Below are 18,349 nucleotides of genomic sequence, written 5' to 3' on the forward strand. Positions count from 1 at the left end.
TAAATCAGAAACCTTATCATGCTTTAATTCTTTTTTTACTTTTTCAGTATTTATTCTAGCAATTAGAGTATTTGCTTCATCTTTTTTAGCTTGCTCTAAATTGGCATTATCTGAAACAAATTTTTCAAGTTCCTTAATTTTATCATCTAATTTTTTAATTTCATTATTAAGTTTAACTGCTTCTTGTTTTATATCATTAGCCTTATCTTTATTAGTTTCTGCTTTATCAATTTCATCTTTATATTTTTGTTTTTGCTCATTAGATAAAGAAGTTAACTTATCAATTTCATCTTTTACCTTATTTTTGTTCTCTATCAAATTAGCCTTATCTTTAACTTCTTTAAATTTAGTATCTATATCATTTATTAATTTAGTAATTTCAGACACTTCAATTGTTTCTAAGTTATTTTTAGACTTGTCTAATAAAGTTTTTAATTCATTGTTATTATTAAAAACTGAACTTTTTTCAACTTCTGCAACTTTATCAAATAATTTTTCCATTTCAGCATTAAGTTTAGAAGCATTTTCTTTAAAAGTTAATAATTCATCTTTTTTTGTAAAACTATTTGCCTTATTTTCTAACATTTCTTTTTGTTTATTACTTAGATTTGAAAAATCATTTTTAATTGATTTTATCGTATTTTCTTTAAGTTTATCAAATGATACAACATTATCTATTTCTATATCTACTTCTATAATTAAATTAGTTAATTCTGCAATATCTAATATTACCCCAATTCTATTTTCTATTTTTGTTTTTAATGCTTCTAATTTAGTTTTTTCACCATTTGATAAAGTAGATGAATTTTCATTAATAAACTTATCTAATTTTTCTTTCGCTTCTTTTAATTTAGGCATTTTTTCATTTAATTCATTTGCTAAATCATTAATTAATTTTATCTTATTATCTAAATCATCTAAACTATTAAGACTATTTATTCTAAATCTTAAACTATCTTTTTGACCAGTAGATAAATTATTTTTTGTCAAAATTTCTTTAATTGCTATTAGTTGTTGTTCTAATAATGATAAATTTTCTGAGTGCCCTTGTATTTGTAATATATTTAAATCTACATTTTCTATCTTGTTTTCAATTTCAGATATTTTTTCATCTAATTTTTTTATATCTTTTGCATCTAAACCTGTTTTAAAATCAGAATCTTTTAAACTTTCTATTTCTTCTTTTAGTTCTTTCATAGAATTTATCAAGTTATTTATATCATTAATATTAAATGCTTCAATTTCATCAACAGTAGTTTTAGTAAGCAATCTTTTTATCAATGTTGCTTTTTGTTTTTCATTTAAACTTACACTTTTATTTATTTCAGGTAAATATTTTGCTCTTTTTTCTACAATAGGTTTAACTTTATTAAATTCATTCTCTAAATTATTTGTAAGATTTTTCAAATCAGAAGCAGTTATACTGGGGTTATCTAATTTAGTTTCTAATTCACTAATTTTAGTTTCTAAACTAGATTTTTCTGTATTATTTATAGCATCTTTTTTATCAGTTATAAACATTTTAATTTCATGTATTTTCGCTTTAGTTTTCTCTTTTTCATCATCCACTACTTTGTATTCTACTTCATCAAAATTAACTCCTCTTTCAGTTAATTTGTCTTTTGCCATAATAAGCCCACTAGTAAATAGTGATAGTGTAATAAATAATTTAACTAAAATTTTTTTTACCATCTCTTATTTCATGTTGTAGAATAATCTACAACACACGCCTCCTTTCATTGATTTTATTAAGTTTTTCCGTATAATTCTCAGTATTAATGACATATAGTATCATATATTTAATATCTTAGTCAACTTAAAATATATATTATTTACAATAGTATTTTATAAAAAACAATAGTCAAAATTTAATATTTATGATAAAATTTAGAAAAACAAAAATTGGAGGAATAAATTTTGGAAATTTTACCACAGATTATTTTAATAATTATATTAGTATTAATAAATGCTTTTTTTTCTTGCTCAGAGATTGCCATAATTTCAGTGAACAAGAATAAATTAACTCCTTTAATAGAAGAAGGAAATAAAAAAGCTATAAAATTAAAAGAATTAATAAATGCACCTAGTAAAATGTTATCAACTATACAAGTTGCAATAACTCTTGCAGGATTTTTTGCATCTGCTTCGGCTGCTGTCAGCATTTCGCAAAAGTTAGAATTTTTATTAATTAAATTTAATTTCCCGTATACTAGTCAAATATCAATATTCTTAATAACATTATTATTATCATACATAACATTAGTCTTTGGAGAATTAGTTCCTAAAAGAATAGGTTTACAAAATCCGCTAAAAATTTCATTGGCTGTTGTAAACATTTTAAATATGATTTCAAAAATATTTACACCATTAATTTTCATACTTACTGCTTCAACTAATGCAGTATTATTCTTGTTAGGATTAAGTGGGAAAAAAGAATCGGAAGATCTTTCTCGTGAAGAAATGTTAGCATTATTACATACTGGGGATTTAAAAGAGTCAGAAAAAGAAATTCTAGAAAATGTTATAGAATTTGATGAAAAATTAGCAAGAGAAATTATGATACCTAGACCTAGTGTATTTGCTATATCAAAAGAACTTACAATTGAAGAAGTTTTAAAGTTAGATAATATAACAAGGTATTCAAGAGTTCCAGTATATGACAATGATTTAGATAATGTTATAGGTATATTACATATCAAAGACTTATTAATTTTAAAAGAACACAATATATTAGTTACAGATATAATGAAAGAAGCATATTATGTGCCTGACACTAAAAAAATTAGTGCCTTATTCTTAGAAATGAAAAATGAAAATAATCATATAGCAATCCTAATAGATGAATATGGTGGAGTATCAGGTATAGTAACACTTGAAGATTTATTAGAAGAAATAGTTGGAGAAATTAATGATGAATATGATAAAGAAGTTTATGATATTTCAGAAATTTCAAAATCAAAATATTTAATAAATGGAGAATTATCTTTACATGATTTAAACGATTTCTTTGAAACTGATTTAGAATCTGAACATTATGATTCTATTGCAGGATTTATTATAGAAAAAATAGGATTTATTCCTAATGACAATCAAAAAATTGATGATATTATAATTGATAATTTAACACTTAGGGTACAAAAAATAAAGAACAAAAAGATTGAAACTATATTAATTATAAAAGGTGATTAATTATGGAAATTAAGTTTCGCTATAATAAATATTCACATAGAATATTTCAGTTAATTCTTGTTTTAGCAGTATTTGCTGGACTTTTCTTAGACATATTTATAATAAATGGATTAGAATATATATCATATTTTGATGCACACCCCAAGTATGCAATATATGTCATATTTGGGTCTATACCTGTTTTTATGTTTACTCCTGCTATAATTACTTATTTATGGTGGAGAAAAAAAGATGAACAAGCGACACTTAAACTATATGAAAATCACGCAATCCTATATTACAAAGATAGAGAAATAATGATTAATAAAGGACAATTTAAATTAACAATAGAATCTGGGTTTTGTATACTAAAAACCCCAATAGAAAAAATTTGTATGCATTATTCCATAAAAGAAAGAACTAAAGAAATGAAAAATTGGTCTCCTTATATAAAAAAAGGGACAAGACCAACTATAAGATTTTATTACTCATCTTTATTTTCTGCAATGGAAAAATTAATGTATTATGATAATGACTATAATATAAATGAAAACACAAATAATAATACAAATGACAAAGGTTATTCTACTAAATTTTATGAAATCGATATTATAATAGGCATAACTACACCTGAAATATTTAATAATTCAAAATATTACGTTGATTATAATGATATAATAACAGTTGAAGATGCACCTTTTGTATGCTGTAACATTATAGATAAAAAAAATTCTAAGCATCTGGTTGGAAATATGCTAATTGATATTAGATTTTTAAATGATAATGATTATAATGAAAAAAAATTAAGTAAGCAATCTATTCTTGAAATTATTGAATTAGATGAATGGGAAAATTAAAAACAAAAAAAGGAGACAAAATAAATGTATAAATTAATTGCAACAGATATGGATGGTACTTTACTGACATCTGATAAAAAAATAAGCAAAGAAAATAAAGAAAGTATTATTAAAGCACAAGAAAATGGAGTTACATTTGTCTTAGCCAGTGGTAGAATTGATGAAGCCATGATACCATTTGCAAAAGAACTACAAATGGACAAATTTGGTGGTTATATTTTATCATATAATGGTTCTAAAATTATAAATTGTAAAACAAATGATATTGTATTTTCACAGCCTTTAACTAAACAAGATATAGAATATTTATTAGAAATTTCTAAAAAATTTGACATAGCAGTAGTTACATATATAGATAAAATACTTTATTCTACTAAACACCATGAATATGTAGATATAGAATCAAAAATAACAGGTTTTCCTATTAAAATTTTTGATAATATAGATGAAATAAAAGTAGACACTGTTGGTAAATGTATGTTTATAGGAGACACTGATAAAACAAAAGAATTACTTTTATATTTACAAGAAAAAGATAATAATAGATTTTTTACTACATTATCTGACCCGCACTTTTTAGAAGTTCTACATAAAAATGTTAATAAAGGAAATTCTTTATTACAATTAGGTAATATATTAGGCATAAAACAAAAAAATATAATTGCTTGTGGAGATTCATATAATGACATAGAGCTTTTAAAATCAGCAGGTCTAGCCATTGCAGCAGACAATGCAGTTAAAGATATAAAGGCTATTTCTAACTATATTTCCAAAAATAATAATGAGCATATTTTAGAAGATATTATCAAAAAATATGTTTTATAGTTCATTTTTATTGCAATTGTTATAAAAATATGTTAAAATCACCTTATATTATGTTGAAATAAACGGAGGAAATAAGAAAATGAGAAAGACTATTATAGCCGGAAACTGGAAAATGAATAAAACAGTTAGTGAAACAAAAATATTTTTTAACGAATTATTACCATTAGTTAAAAACATAAATGCAAATGTAATTGTCGGAGTACCTACTACTTCATTACAAGTTGCTTCTGAAATTACTAACGGAACAATAATTAAAATAGCGGCTCAAAATATGAATGCTAATTTATCTGGTGCATATACTGGAGAAATATCTCCGTTAATGCTAAAAGATTTAGGTATAGAATATGTTATACTTGGGCATTCTGAAAGAAGAGAATATTATAAAGAGTGCGATAAAATAATAAACGAAAAAGTTAAATCAGCAATAAATAATGGATTAAAACCTATATTATGTATAGGGGAAAAACTAGAAGATAGAGAAAATGGTTTAACTAATGAAGTAGTTAAAACTCAATTAATCAAGGGATTATTAGGAGTATGTGAAAAAGGTATACAAAATGTTATAATAGCATATGAGCCAGTTTGGGCAATAGGAACAGGTAAAACTGCAACTCCTGAAATGGCACAAGAAGTACATGCGTTTATTAGACAATTGTTATCTGACTTATACTCTAATGAAATAGCAAATGAAATAACTATTCAATATGGTGGATCTATGAAACCTGAAAATGTTGTATCTTTATTAGATCAAAAAGATATAGATGGTGGTCTTATAGGTGGTGCTAGCCTTGATCCTTCTTCATTTATTAAATTAATTGAAGCAGGCAAAAATTAGGAGGTTATTATGGAAAATTTACTTGTAGTTGTCATGGTGTTACTTTCAGTAATTTTAGTTACTGTAATACTATTACAACCAGATAGAAGTCAAACTGTCGCTAAGACAGAAGCTATACTTGACCAAGAAAAAGATGGTATAGAAAAATTCACGGAATATGTAGTAATACTATTCTTAGTAACAGCAGTTATTTATAATATTATTAGATAAATAAAAAAATATAGGAGGTTTTTGAAATGTCAAAAAAAGAATTTGTTGAAGCATATGCTTTAAAATCAGGGGAAAGTAAAAAGAGATCAGAAGAATTAGTAAATGATTTCTTAAAATTAGTAGAAGAAAGTTTATTAAAAGGTAAAGAAGTTCAATTCGTTGGATGGGGAGCATTCTCTACTAGAAAAAAAGAAGCTAGAATGGGTAGAAATCCTAAAACTGGACAATCTATCAAAATACCTGCAAAAAGAGTTCTTAAATTCAAAGCTGGTAAAAAATTAGCTGATGCAATTGCTGCTAAAAAATAAGTGATTAAATAAAAAGTGAGATAGTTAAACTATCTCGTTTTTTTTTATACATAATTTTAATTTGTTTTACTTTTTTTTCAAATACATACCAGATATTACCATTAACATACTAAAGCCTGCTACTATTGCTACTATCATAAATATAGCCTTTGGTGTAACTAATAATCGTTTAGATAAAGTTACATAGATTCTATCTCCAAAGAATATTCCAAAAGCAAAAAAGCCTTGAAATATACCCATACTAATATTTCTATCTTCCTTATTAAAATATTGCATTGCCATAGATATTAATGAAATATATGTTCCACCATAACCTAAACCATTAAATGCATAGGCTATAAATGCAATTCTATAATCATTAGTGAATAATATTAATAGGTAAAATATCATAAGTGATGAAAGACTAAATAAAAGTGTCTTTTCTATACCAAATTTATTTTTAAAATATGTACCCACTAAAACACTTGCAATAAGTTGTGGTGTTGCAAATATGGTGTCAAGATATGCTAACATAATTGATGGCATAGCAAGCTGACTTTTTGCATAATATATCATATTAGCACCACTAGTTGAAAATTTAATAAATGATACTACTACTCCAACTATACAAGTAATCAAAAATTTTCTATTAGTTATTACTTTTTTTACTTTTTCTTTATTAAATTTGGAAATACTTTTAATCTCTATCATAAAAAATGTAAGTATAAAAGTAATTATACCTATAATAGCAGATATAATCCATAATATATAATAATTCTTATATTCAGCATAAGTTCCTAAATATTGTAAAGGAGCTGCAAAAAATTCTGCTAAAAGCGGTGCTATTGCAAGTATAGAAGCACTAACTGCAGCGTCTTCTTTATTAAATGTTTCAGAAAACATAACATTAAATATAGCAATCATAGAAGCACTTACTCCCATAGCAAGCGATGACAAGTATAATGTATTTACACTAGGTCTAAAGACTACAAATAACGAAGTTATTGATATAAATATAACTGCAAATTGTATAAATATTTTTCTATTACCTAATATATCTGTCAAAAAAAATACGGGCATACGGATTAAAAAACTTATTAATCCATATGCTGATGTTATTTGTGCTGCTACCATTGCTGATAAGCCTAATCCACCATACTCTATGGGGCTTGCTGCATAAACTTTTCTATATGCTCTTATAACACTTATACTAGTCCAAAATAGGACTAGTATACAAAATATTATTTTTTGATTTTTATTTAATTTATATTTAATTGATAATATTACTGCTATAATAATTATAACAACTATCATTATAAGCGAAAATATTATTTTAATCATTACTTGCTGCCCTTGTTAAAGGTGGTACTATTTGTTTTTTTCTTGAAACTATACCTGGTAATGAAAATTGATTATTAATTGCCTTTGTATCAAATGCTTTTTCTATTATTTCTACCTTATTTCCACTAACTATTGCTTCTGAATTATTAGTTAAAATATTAGTTATTACAAACATAAATCCTTCAAGATTTAATTCTTTTAACATTTTTTCTATTTCAACTAAAAATATTTCTTTTTTAGCAGCTAATTCATTTTCATTTACTGTATTAACTTGTGCTATTCCAAATCTTCCTTTTTCTAATTCAAAAACTTTCATATCCATATTTAAAATTTCATATTCTGTTTTTGAACTTAAATTAGTTCCTGCTTTTAACATGTCCATACCATAAGCATTTAAATCTACTTCTGCAATAGGTGCTAAGTATTTACATGCTGCTATATCATTAGGTGTACAAGTTGGTGATTTAAATAATAAAGTATCTGAAACTATTGCACTAAGCATCATTCCAGCCATTTTTTTAGTTGGAACTATATTTTTTTCTTGATACATTTCACAAACTATAGTAGAGGTACAACCATAAGGTTCTACTCTAACCTTTAAAGGTTCATCTGTTTTAAAATTAGCGATTCTATGATGATCTATTAATTCTAAAACCTTTGCATTTTCAAAACCATCTGCTGTTTGTGTTCTTTCATTATGATCAACCATTATTATCTTTCTACCTGAAACATCTGCAACATACTCAGGAGATTTTACATCAAAGAACGTTAAAGCATACTTTGTTTCTTCATTAAGTTCCCCTATTCTAACTGCTACTGCCTTTTGATCTTTAACTAACATGTTTCTTAGTTCAGCATATGCTATTGCCGTACATATTGCATCTGAATCTGGATTTCTATGCCCATAAACTAAAATTTCTTCCATTATATTCCTCCTATTTTTTTTATAATTATTTATAAATTTAACTATCTATTGTAATTTTTCTAAAATTTCTTTTACTGTATTTTCATTTTGCATTTTAGACAGTGCAAAACTTTTATTTCCAGCATCTTTAAGTGACGCTCCTATATGATAACACTTTTTATTATCAAGTATTATGAACCTATCATGATGTTTTCATCCATGATTTCCATCTAAACTTGTGGTCGCAATTTGCGACCAGTTCAGTTGTTTCTTCATCACTTAATTGAAAACGAAATTCTTTTGGAAATCTTTCTATGTTTCTTTTAACTTGTTCATTAAGCCTTTTAGTTTGCACTTGATAAAGTAATGCCAAATCTCTATCAAGCATTACTTGTTTACCCCTGATTGTATAAATTAAATCTTTTATATTATTAAAATTTAAATCGACTAAATTATTTTCCATATTTTTTATACTCTTTCATAGCCAAAATCATTTAAATATTTTTCTTCTTTTGCTCTCATCACTTCTTTTTCATTATCTATCATATGGTCATAACCTAATATATGTAACATACCATGAGTTAATAAATAGTAAAACTCTCTTTTATCTCCGTGTCCAAATTCTTTGGCTTGTTCTTTTACTTTATCTATTGATATTATTATATCTCCTATAACTTCAACTGGTCCTTCATTTTCTGTCTCATTATATGCAAACGATATCACATCTGTTGGTTTGTCCATATTTCTATATTCTTTATTTATCTTATGTATAACTTCATTATTAGTTATTAAAAATGAAACATAAAATGATTTTTCATCATAATTCTCTTTTTCATTTTGTAATATATGCTCAACATAAGTCTTTATTTTTTCTTCATCAAAATATTCTTCTATATTTTCTATATCATAAGTAATATCTATTTCTACCATAAATTCTCCTATTTTTTATTTATTTTTGGATATTGTATTCTTTCATGATATGCTGCTTTTAATACAGTTAAGAAAGCATTAACTATCTTATCAATATCTCTTAAATTTATATCACAATTAGTTAATTGATTATCATCTATTTTATATTTTATCAAATATCTTATAGTATTTTCAATACCATCTTTTGATTTATCTTTTGATGCTCTTACTGCTGCTTCTACTGTATCTGCCAACATTACTATTGCAGATTCTTTTGAACTAGGTTTTGGTCCTGTATATCTAAAATCTACTTCACTTACTTTTTCTCCTATTTCTACTGCTTTATAATAAAAGTATTGTACCATAGTTGTTCCATGATGCTCTATTATAATATTTATTATTTCATCAGGTAAACCATATTGTTTAGCAAGTATTACACCATCTTTTGGATGCGATGTAAGTATTACAGAACTTAATGATGGTTTTAAATCATCATGTAAATTACCAAGTCCACCTTGATTTTCAACAAAATATACTGGTCTTTTAAGCTTTCCTATATCATGGTAATATGCTCCAACCCTAGCTAATGTTGGATTTGCTCCTATTGCTTCTGCGGCTTGCTCTGCTAATGCTCCAACCATTATACTATGATAAAAAGTTCCTGGAGCTTCTAATAATAATCTTTTAAGTAATGGGAAAGAATAATCCCCTATTTCTAATAATTTTATTTCTGTTAATATACTAAATGTATTTTCAAAGTATGGCATAATTCCAAGACATATCATACCTGTTAAAAATCCAGATATCAACGAGAATATGAATATTACTATAAAAAAGCTAATATCATAATTATATATTGCACTCCAAACTATTGTAAATAAAGCTTGTATTGCTCCTAATTTAAATCCATTTTTTACCAATTCAATTCTATTAGTTAATTTTTCATTATTAGTTATTGCTATAATTGAAAGTATTGTTAATACAAAAAACCATTCTAAATTAGGTGCTAATAGTATATTAGTTAATAAAGATACACCTATAGAAAATATTTTATCTTTTGTTAAAATATTTGATATTATTGATACTGTTGCAAATGGTATTAAGAATAATAATATTTCAGATTTCCCAAGTATTAACTGGTATAATAAATTTATGAATATAAAGATAATAAAAGTCGGATAAAATCCTCTTGAATTAACTCCATTCTTCATACTCTTTTTACCTATATTATAGAAAATAATTGATATAACTATCATGAAAACAAAATTGAAAAACATACTTAGAGTTCTATTTTCTGCTCTTAATCCCAGTCTTACAATTTTATCATACATATCAGCATTTACTACATCACCTTTTTTACCTAATACATCACCTTTATTTATAGTTCTTATATTATTTTTTAATGCTTGTATATTTTCAAATATTTTTTCTTCTGTTTTTTCTTTATTAACTGTTAAATTAGGCTTTATGAAATTTCTAATTATATTTATCTCAAATTCTTTTAATTCAAGATTATTTTCTTCTAATAAATTATTTATTTTATATTTATTTTTTACACCTTTTTCATATATATCAGTTAAATTTTTTACTAGAGTTACATAATATTCTAAATTTTGCTCTTCTAAAAAATATTTCAAATCTAGCATACTTAAATCTAGCCTTTCATTTTCTATAAATTCTTTTAATTTCTTTTCATTATTTCCATCTAATTTAGATATTGCTTGTAAAAAGTTATTAAATTTTTTAATTTGTTCTTGGGCTATCTCAGCATTATTATCATATTCAGGTGTAGTATTTCTATATATTTTATTTTCTAATTCTTTATCTAAAATATCTTTTTTATATACCACTTTTTTATATGCTATAATATCTTTTGGTAAAATAGTCCCTATTCCATAATTTAAATTCGAATTTACTCTATATAAATTTATTGCTGAAAAAATTATAAAAACTAACAGCAAGAAAAACATTCTATGCTGATAATGGTTATTCTCTTTTCTTACTGTATTTATTGAGTTATCCATTAATTTTATATTTATTTCAAAAACTTTTTTAAATATTTTTATCTTCATTTCTTAACCTCTTATTTAACCTCTTAAAATATATTCTATAATATTATAGCATATTTTAAATAAAAAGTGTTAAATTTATCATTTAACACTTTTAAATTTTTATAACTTTTTATAATATATTCTAATTCAACTTATTTAATTAAAATTTTTATGCTTTCCAACTATTTATTTTAATAATTCTAAACGAGCTGGATCATTTGCAAATACTTCTTTAATATTATCTTTTGTTACTACAACTGGTGGTAATGCATATACTGAAACATCTTTAACACCATTATTTGTTTTAACATTTGCTTCTGGTAAATCTTTACCTTCATTAATAGCACTAATTAATTCTAATGTTTTTCCTACTAATGTTTCAGTTGGTTTAGCAATAGTTGAATATTGTTTACCTTCCCAAATCCATTTAACTGTTTCATTTTCAGCATCAAGACCTGATGTTACAGGTGTTTTTTGATTAGCTGTTTCAGCTGCTGTTATTATAGCACGAGCTATACCATCATTAGGAGCTAAAACACCATGAATTTCTTTATCTGAATAGAATCCTGATAATAGTGTATCCATTCTTTTTTGTGCTTGAGCATTATCCCAGTCCGGAGTTGCTGCTTGTGTAAATTCTAATTGCCCTGAAACTACTACTAAATTACCCTTATCTATTTCAGGTTTTAATACTTTCATAGCTCCTTCAAAGAAATTAGGTGCATTCGGATCAGCAGGTCCACCACCAAATAATTCTATATTATAAGGGCCTTCTCCTTTTTGAGCTTTTAACCCAGCTAATAATGCGTTACCTTGTTGAACCCCAGTTTCAATACTATCAAATTGTACAACAGCATCTACTGCAGCTGTATTTTCAATAAGTCTATCATAACCTATAACCTTAACACCACTAGCTGCTGCTTTTTCTAATACAGATCCTAGTTGTGAACCATCAACTGGTGCAATAACTAAAATTTTTGCTCCTCTTTCAATCATTGCTTCAATTTGTTGTTGTTGATTAACAACTTTATTATCAGCGTGTTGAACAATAGCTTCGTAGCCTGCTTCTTCTAATTTAGATTTAAATAATGCATCTGCTTCTGTCCAGTTTTGTGTTCCTAACCAAGGTAATGCTACCCCTACAACAACTTTATCTGTTTTTTCTGCTTCTCCTGAATCTCTTGATCCACAAGATACTACTGAAAACATCATTAATAATCCTATCATTAACGAAATAACTTTCTTTAAATTTTCTCTCATATTCTCCTCCTATTTTTTTTTATATATTAACACTAAAAAACTTTAGTTTTAAATTTAAAACAAATTAATTTATTTTGTTTTTGACTTTGATGGGAATAATCTTCCTATAATTGATATTTTCCCTTTTTCTTTATTATATACATCAAATGCTACCGCTGCTAAAAGAACCATACCTTTTATTACTTGTGTACGGTCTGAACCTACACCCATAAGTGTTAATCCGTTATTAAGAACTATCATAACCATACCACCTACCATTGTGGCAATAATTGTTCCTACTCCACCAGAAACTGCGGCTCCACCTATAAATACTGATGCAATAGCATCTAACTCCCAACCAATACCATCTGATGGTCCAGCAGAAGTTGAACGACCAACAAATAATACACCTGCTAATGCTGCAAGAAATGACATATTAAGCATTGTATAAAAATATGTTCTATCAACATTAACACCTGATAGTGCTGCTGCATTTTTATTACCACCAACAGCATATATATGTCTACCAAATTTCGTTTTTTGTGTAATAGTATGATATATGATAACTAGAATAACCAAAATTACTCCAGGAATTGGGAATGAAGTTCCTACACGCCCTGACCCAAATATCCATGTAAAGAATCCTATTACAATAAATGCTAATACAATTCTTGCTATATATGGCCATAATTCTTCGCCATCTTTTTTCAATTTATTATATTTTTTCATTTGAAAATATACATATAGTAACATTGCAATTACACCTAATAATAATGTTGAATTATTTATACCTGTACTAGGTCCCCATTCAGGTAAATAACCTGAACCAAAAAATCTTAATTCTTTTGGAACTGGAATTGATATTGATTTTGAAATCCATATAACTGCACCCCTAAAAATCATCATACCACCTAATGTAGTTATAAATCCTGGTATATTTAATTTAGCCACCCAAAAACCTTGCCATGCACCTATTAAAGTCCCTACTATAAGACTTATTAAAATACCTAACCACCAACTAATTCCGTAATCTCTAACTACTATAGCCATAACCATAGCCGAAAAAGCAGCAACTGAACCAACTGAAAGATCAATTTGTCCAATTACAATAACCATCATCATTCCTATACTAAGAATCATGACATAAGCATTACCTGATATCAAATTTTGAAAATTTGAAGAAGTAACAACTCTTCCATCAGTTATAATATTAAATACTATTGTAAGAGCTATTAAAGCTAAAACCATAGTAAAATCTTGTAATCTATCTCCTAAAACTTTTTTTATATTTTTCATTTCATCACCTTTTATCTGTATTTTATTTGTTATCGTTTTGATGAACTAGTCATCATTTTCATAAGATTTTCTTGTGTTGCATCTTTTTTATCTATCATACTTGTTATTTCACCTTCAAATATTGTATATATTCTATCTGTAATACCTATCAATTCAGGTAATTCAGATGAAATAACTATAACTGCTTTACCATTATCAGCTAATTCATGAATTAGTTTGTAAATTTCATATTTAGCTCCTACATCTATTCCACGTGTAGGCTCATCTAATATTAAAATATCAGGATTTGTAAACATCCATTTCCCTAAAACTACTTTTTGCTGATTTCCACCTGAAAGGGTTGTAATTCCATATTCCACTCCTGCTGATTTTATACCTATAGAATTTCTATATTCATTAGCAATATCAATCTCTTTTTCTAAATCTAGCAAATATTTTTTCTTTATACCATCTAAATTTGCAGAAGAGATAGTTTTTTTAATACTGTCTAATAAATTAAGCCCTAAATTTTTTCTATCTTCTGAAACATAAGCTATACCATGTTTAATGGCTGAATCAACAGATCTTAATTCAACTTCTTTTCCTTTGATTTTTATTATACCATTTCTAAAAACACCATAATTTCTACCAAATAAAGATCTCATAAGTTCTGTTCTCCCTGAACCCATTAGTCCAGCAAATCCTACTATTTCTCCAGCTCTTACATTAAATTTAGAATTTTTACATAATAGTCTGCCTGGATTATTAGGATCTTCGACGTTCCAATTTTCAACCTCAAATATTACTTCACCAGGATTACTTACATGTTCTGGATATCTATTTTCTAATGTTCTACCTACCATTGCTTGAATAATAACTTCTTCATCTATCATTCCATCAACTATGGAATAAGTTTTTACTGTTTTACCATCTCTTATAACTATAACTTCATCTGATATTTCAGCAATTTCATTTAATTTATGAGAAATCATAATACATGTAATGCCTTCTTTACGAAGTTCTCTCATCAAATCAAGTAAATTAGCAGAATCATCTTCATTAAGTGCAGAAGTTGGCTCATCTAAAATAAGTAATTTAACATTTTTAGACAATGCTTTTGCAATTTCTACTAATTGTTGTTGCCCAACACCTAAATGATTTATAGGTGTATCTGGATTTATATCAAGTCTTACTCTTTTTAGTAATTCTATCGTTTTTCTTTTTTGATAATCCCAATCTATTAATCCATATTTAAGTTTTTCATTTCCAAGAAATATATTTTCTTTTACTGATAATTCTGGAATTAATGCTAACTCTTGATGAATAATTACTATTCCAGCTTTCTCTGATTCTTTTATATTTGAAAATTTAACTTCATGACCATCAAAAAATATATTTCCAGTATATGTACCATATGGATATACTCCTGATAAAACCTTCATAAGTGTAGATTTACCAGCTCCATTTTCACCGCAAATTGAAAAAATAGTACCTTTTTTAACTTGCATATTTACATTATCTAATGCTTTAACACCAGGAAATGTTTTTGTTATATCTTTCATCTCTAAAATTGGTTGTTGACTCATAAATAACCTTTCTAATATTTTTTTTAATTTTATTCTAAACCCTAATAGAGTATACTTTATTTCTTAAATTTGTCAATTTTTTTTACTTTCATTTTTATTTTATTTATTGTAAAATATGTATATATTAATTAAAGGATGTGATATTATGAGAATAATAGCAGGAATTGAAGCTGGTGGAACAAAAATTAATTGTGGTATAGGATATGAAAATGGTGAAATAATTGATAGAATTTCAATACCTACTACAACACCAGAAGAAACTATAAATGAAATTATAAGATATTTTAAAGATAAAGATTTTACTTCAATGGGACTAGCATCATTTGGACCAATAGATATAGATAAAAATTCTAGTACCTATGGTTATATTACAACTACTCCAAAACCAGGTTGGGCTAACACTAATATTTTAGGTGAAATAAAAAAACATTTTAATGTGCCTATTAACTTTGACTCTGATGTTAATGCTGCTGTTTTAGCAGAGAAAACTTGGGGAAGTGCCGTTGGACTAAATAATGCTTTATACTTAACTATAGGTACAGGTATAGGCGGCGGTGCTATAATTAATAATAGGATACATAAGGGCTTAACTCTTCCTGAAATGGGTCATATATTTGTAAAAAAAGAAATAGATTTTAAAGGAATATGTCCATATCACGGAGACTGTCTTGAAGGTTTAGCATCAGGACCTGCAATTGAAAAAAGAACTGGTATAAAGGGTAACCTAATCCTAGAAGATAATCCCGTTTGGAATGAAGTAGCAAATCATTTAGCCGAAGCAATAGTATCATATATCTTAATTTTATCTCCTGAAAAGATAATTTTAGGTGGAGGTGTTATGAAACAAAAGCATCTATTTACTAAAATTCAAAAAAAGGTTTTAGAAAAATTAAATGGATATGTTGATAATAAGAAAATAACAGAAAATATACAAGACTATATAGTTTTCCCAAAACTTGGTGATTTTACTGGTTTTTATGGATCACTTGCTCTTGCTCTTATAGATAATAATTAAATAAAAGGACCGAGTAGAATTTTAAAATTCAGAACTCGGTTCTTTCTTTATTATTATAATTATTTAAGTTTCTTATAATATATTATTTCCTTAGATTGTCCCAAAGAATCTGCTTTAGTTATTCCTATTCCTACTATTTTATCAGAAAATTCCTCGAATGGATAATTTCTAAAAAATTGACTTAATCCAACTTTATCAGCTGGTGTAGTTAATGTAATATGTGGGTCAAAATTTTCATATACATTAGGTGAGCCATACTTTTCAAATGATGCTGCCTTTGCAGGTATATTTTTAGCCCAATCTGGCACTTTTGCACTAGTATCACGAACACTTAATAGTTTATTAACCACTTTATCACTTAATTTTTGTAATTCAGGTGATTTAGTAGCATCTATCATTAACCAATGTCCTTTTGTAGCATGCATACCATAAAAATTAACTTTAAATGGCTTAGTTTCTTTAGCAATTTCATCAACAACTGCCTTTATTTTATCTAAATCCTTATCTTTATATTCTGTTAAATATAGAGTTAAATGTACAACATAACCTTGACTATAAAGACTATTAATTCCTACTCCTTTTAATGAGTGTGAAATATTTTGCACATTTTTATCTACTTTATCTCCAAAATCAACGAATACATCATATTGACTCGCATACATTATGTTAGATAATATTAAAACTAACAATATTATTATTTTTTTCATACTTAATTTACCCTTTCCGAACATTAAAATTACCAAGCCGAATTAATTACAACTTCTTCTCCATAACCACCATTTAAATTTTGTGGATTAGTTGAATTATATGCTCTTTGTACTCTTATAGCTCTTATTCCTACTTCCATTGCTGCTAAAATATCACTATCAGAATCTCCATAATGTATTTTTGAATTTACTTTCTTTATATAATAACTCTTATCATATTTATAATTTCCTTTTACTGTTTCACTAGTATACCATATAGGCGAAGCTTTAGGCATTTCAAAATATTTTTGTAAAACCTTAGAAGTTCCATTAACTATTCCATTTTTAGCCTTACTATGTGGAGTTCTACCAGTTATAAATACTATCTTGTCTCCTCTTTCTAAATGCATTTTAATAAGTTCCTTTGCAACTTTTTTAGGTATAGATTCTCTATCTTCTTGTTCTGCTACATAATCCCAGAATTTTTGAGAATTTAAAACTTCACGGGGATTAGAACCAAATCCTAATTCTTTACCAAATGTAAATCCATAATGAAAATATTGACTAGAAAATAATAATGTATCATCTATATCAAAACTTACTGTCATTGGTGCCTTTCCTTCTAAACTCTTTTTAATATCATCAACTGATACAAAATTTACAGCCACTTGCTCTGGTGCATTTGTGTAAAAACCTTGATTAGTGTACGCTACTTTTGGTCCTTTAGCCATAGAAATAGTTGTTGTACACATAAGTGCTAAAATTAATAATTTAAATCCCTTTTTCATTAAAACCACTCCTTTTATCTTTATAGTTAAGTATACCTTATATATTTTTTTTTACAACTTAAAATTTTAATAAAAACTCACAGCTTGCACTGAGAGTTTTTTTATATTTCATATAATATTTTATTAAAACAGTCTTAAATTTATATTAAATAAAAACTTTTTAAGTTCTTTATGTGTGAAAAATACGTCTACTGTAACCTTATCAAATTTTTCTTTAAATCCTACTCCTATTACTGGGTATACCTTATTTGGGTAATCATACTTTACACCTAATTCTGAATATAGCATCTTATAAGTTAACTTTGCTTTTGTCTCTAAACTAAAATCTCTTTTAGCTATATGACTATTTAGTATAAATTTACTATTCTTATAA

General features: G+C 26.2%; 19 protein-coding genes. 7 read left to right on the top strand and 12 right to left on the bottom strand.

The features are described from left to right. A partial coding sequence (locus tag AWT72_RS02450) for a GA module-containing protein (RefSeq protein ID WP_156413068.1) occupies positions 1 to 1,692 on the bottom strand: 1,692 nt, incomplete at its 3' end. Between the two features lie 225 nt (positions 1,693 to 1,917). Between AWT72_RS02450 and AWT72_RS02455 the strand changes: the two genes are divergently transcribed. The 6 genes from AWT72_RS02455 to AWT72_RS02480 all read left to right on the top strand — a co-directional run bounded on the left by AWT72_RS02455 (position 1,918) and on the right by AWT72_RS02480 (position 6,203). Further along, complete coding sequence (locus AWT72_RS02455; RefSeq protein WP_231501429.1) at positions 1,918 to 3,189, top strand: hemolysin family protein; 1,272 nt, start codon at positions 1,918 to 1,920, stop codon at positions 3,187 to 3,189. A gap of 2 nt (positions 3,190 to 3,191) precedes the next feature. Continuing rightward, positions 3,192 to 4,025 carry a hypothetical protein gene (locus AWT72_RS02460; RefSeq protein WP_067140279.1) on the top strand — a complete coding sequence of 278 codons (834 nt, stop codon included), beginning with the start codon at positions 3,192 to 3,194 and terminating at the stop codon, positions 4,023 to 4,025. A gap of 24 nt (positions 4,026 to 4,049) precedes the next feature. Next, positions 4,050 to 4,850 carry a Cof-type HAD-IIB family hydrolase gene (locus AWT72_RS02465; RefSeq protein ID WP_067140282.1) on the top strand — a complete coding sequence of 267 codons (801 nt, stop codon included), beginning with the start codon at positions 4,050 to 4,052 and terminating at the stop codon, positions 4,848 to 4,850. A 79-nt stretch (positions 4,851 to 4,929) separates the two neighbouring features. Then, positions 4,930 to 5,685, top strand: a complete 756-nt coding sequence (gene tpiA, locus AWT72_RS02470) for a triose-phosphate isomerase (protein WP_067140284.1) — start codon at positions 4,930 to 4,932, stop codon at positions 5,683 to 5,685. Positions 5,686 to 5,694: 9 nt separating this feature from the next. Then, on the top strand, positions 5,695 to 5,895 hold the full coding sequence (locus tag AWT72_RS02475; RefSeq protein ID WP_231501428.1) for a preprotein translocase subunit SecG: 201 nt from the start codon (positions 5,695 to 5,697) through the stop codon (positions 5,893 to 5,895). Positions 5,896 to 5,921: 26 nt separating this feature from the next. Beyond that, positions 5,922 to 6,203: an HU family DNA-binding protein gene (locus tag AWT72_RS02480; protein WP_067140291.1), complete on the top strand. Its 282-nt coding sequence runs from the start codon at positions 5,922 to 5,924 to the stop codon at positions 6,201 to 6,203. 66 nt (positions 6,204 to 6,269) lie between these two features. Here AWT72_RS02480 and AWT72_RS02485 read toward each other — a convergent pair whose 3' ends face one another. The 8 genes from AWT72_RS02485 to AWT72_RS02520 all read right to left on the bottom strand — a co-directional run bounded on the left by AWT72_RS02485 (position 6,270) and on the right by AWT72_RS02520 (position 15,463). After that, positions 6,270 to 7,523 (bottom strand): MFS transporter, encoded by a 1,254-nt coding sequence (locus AWT72_RS02485; protein WP_197407592.1) that lies wholly within the window; start codon positions 7,521 to 7,523, stop codon positions 6,270 to 6,272. Beyond that, entirely contained in the window at positions 7,516 to 8,448 is a 933-nt protein-coding gene (locus AWT72_RS02490; protein WP_067140294.1) for a manganese-dependent inorganic pyrophosphatase, read from the bottom strand. The genes AWT72_RS02485 and AWT72_RS02490 overlap by 8 nt, the downstream gene beginning before the upstream one ends. Positions 8,449 to 8,629: 181 nt before the next feature. Beyond that, positions 8,630 to 8,890 carry an ORF6N domain-containing protein gene (locus AWT72_RS02495; RefSeq protein WP_067140297.1) on the bottom strand — a complete coding sequence of 87 codons (261 nt, stop codon included), beginning with the start codon at positions 8,888 to 8,890 and terminating at the stop codon, positions 8,630 to 8,632. Between the two features lie 5 nt (positions 8,891 to 8,895). Next, positions 8,896 to 9,357, bottom strand: coding sequence for an rRNA maturation RNase YbeY (gene ybeY, locus AWT72_RS02500; RefSeq protein ID WP_067140300.1), 462 nt, complete (start codon positions 9,355 to 9,357; stop codon positions 8,896 to 8,898). Positions 9,358 to 9,365: 8 nt separating this feature from the next. After that, positions 9,366 to 11,408: an HD family phosphohydrolase gene (locus AWT72_RS02505; RefSeq protein ID WP_067140304.1), complete on the bottom strand. Its 2,043-nt coding sequence runs from the start codon at positions 11,406 to 11,408 to the stop codon at positions 9,366 to 9,368. Positions 11,409 to 11,573: 165 nt separating this feature from the next. Continuing rightward, positions 11,574 to 12,647 (bottom strand): substrate-binding domain-containing protein, encoded by a 1,074-nt coding sequence (locus AWT72_RS02510; RefSeq protein WP_067140308.1) that lies wholly within the window; start codon positions 12,645 to 12,647, stop codon positions 11,574 to 11,576. Positions 12,648 to 12,716: 69 nt separating this feature from the next. After that, positions 12,717 to 13,922, bottom strand: a complete 1,206-nt coding sequence (locus AWT72_RS02515; RefSeq protein ID WP_067140311.1) for a sugar ABC transporter permease — start codon at positions 13,920 to 13,922, stop codon at positions 12,717 to 12,719. Positions 13,923 to 13,951: 29 nt separating this feature from the next. After that, positions 13,952 to 15,463: an ATP-binding cassette domain-containing protein gene (locus tag AWT72_RS02520; protein ID WP_231724041.1), complete on the bottom strand. Its 1,512-nt coding sequence runs from the start codon at positions 15,461 to 15,463 to the stop codon at positions 13,952 to 13,954. A gap of 169 nt (positions 15,464 to 15,632) precedes the next feature. Here AWT72_RS02520 and AWT72_RS02525 point away from each other — a divergent pair, with 169 nt between their 5' ends. Beyond that, complete coding sequence (locus AWT72_RS02525) at positions 15,633 to 16,502, top strand: ROK family protein (RefSeq protein WP_067140317.1); 870 nt, start codon at positions 15,633 to 15,635, stop codon at positions 16,500 to 16,502. A 59-nt stretch (positions 16,503 to 16,561) separates the two neighbouring features. On the opposite strand, the gene AWT72_RS02530 is transcribed toward AWT72_RS02525, so the two are convergent. The 3 genes from AWT72_RS02530 to AWT72_RS09615 all read right to left on the bottom strand — a co-directional run. Continuing rightward, the gene (locus AWT72_RS02530; protein WP_197407593.1) at positions 16,562 to 17,209 is read right to left on the bottom strand and encodes a 2'-5' RNA ligase family protein; all 648 of its coding nucleotides are present in this window, start codon (positions 17,207 to 17,209) and stop codon (positions 16,562 to 16,564) included. A gap of 29 nt (positions 17,210 to 17,238) precedes the next feature. Then, positions 17,239 to 17,976 (bottom strand): acid phosphatase AphA, encoded by a 738-nt coding sequence (aphA, locus tag AWT72_RS02535; protein WP_067140322.1) that lies wholly within the window; start codon positions 17,974 to 17,976, stop codon positions 17,239 to 17,241. A gap of 123 nt (positions 17,977 to 18,099) precedes the next feature. Beyond that, positions 18,100 to 18,349: hypothetical protein (locus AWT72_RS09615; protein ID WP_197407594.1), on the bottom strand; the 250-nt coding region annotated here is incomplete at its 5' end.

Source organism: Oceanivirga salmonicida, assembly GCF_001517915.1.
Taxonomy (GTDB): Bacteria; Fusobacteriota; Fusobacteriia; order Fusobacteriales; family Leptotrichiaceae; genus Oceanivirga; species Oceanivirga salmonicida.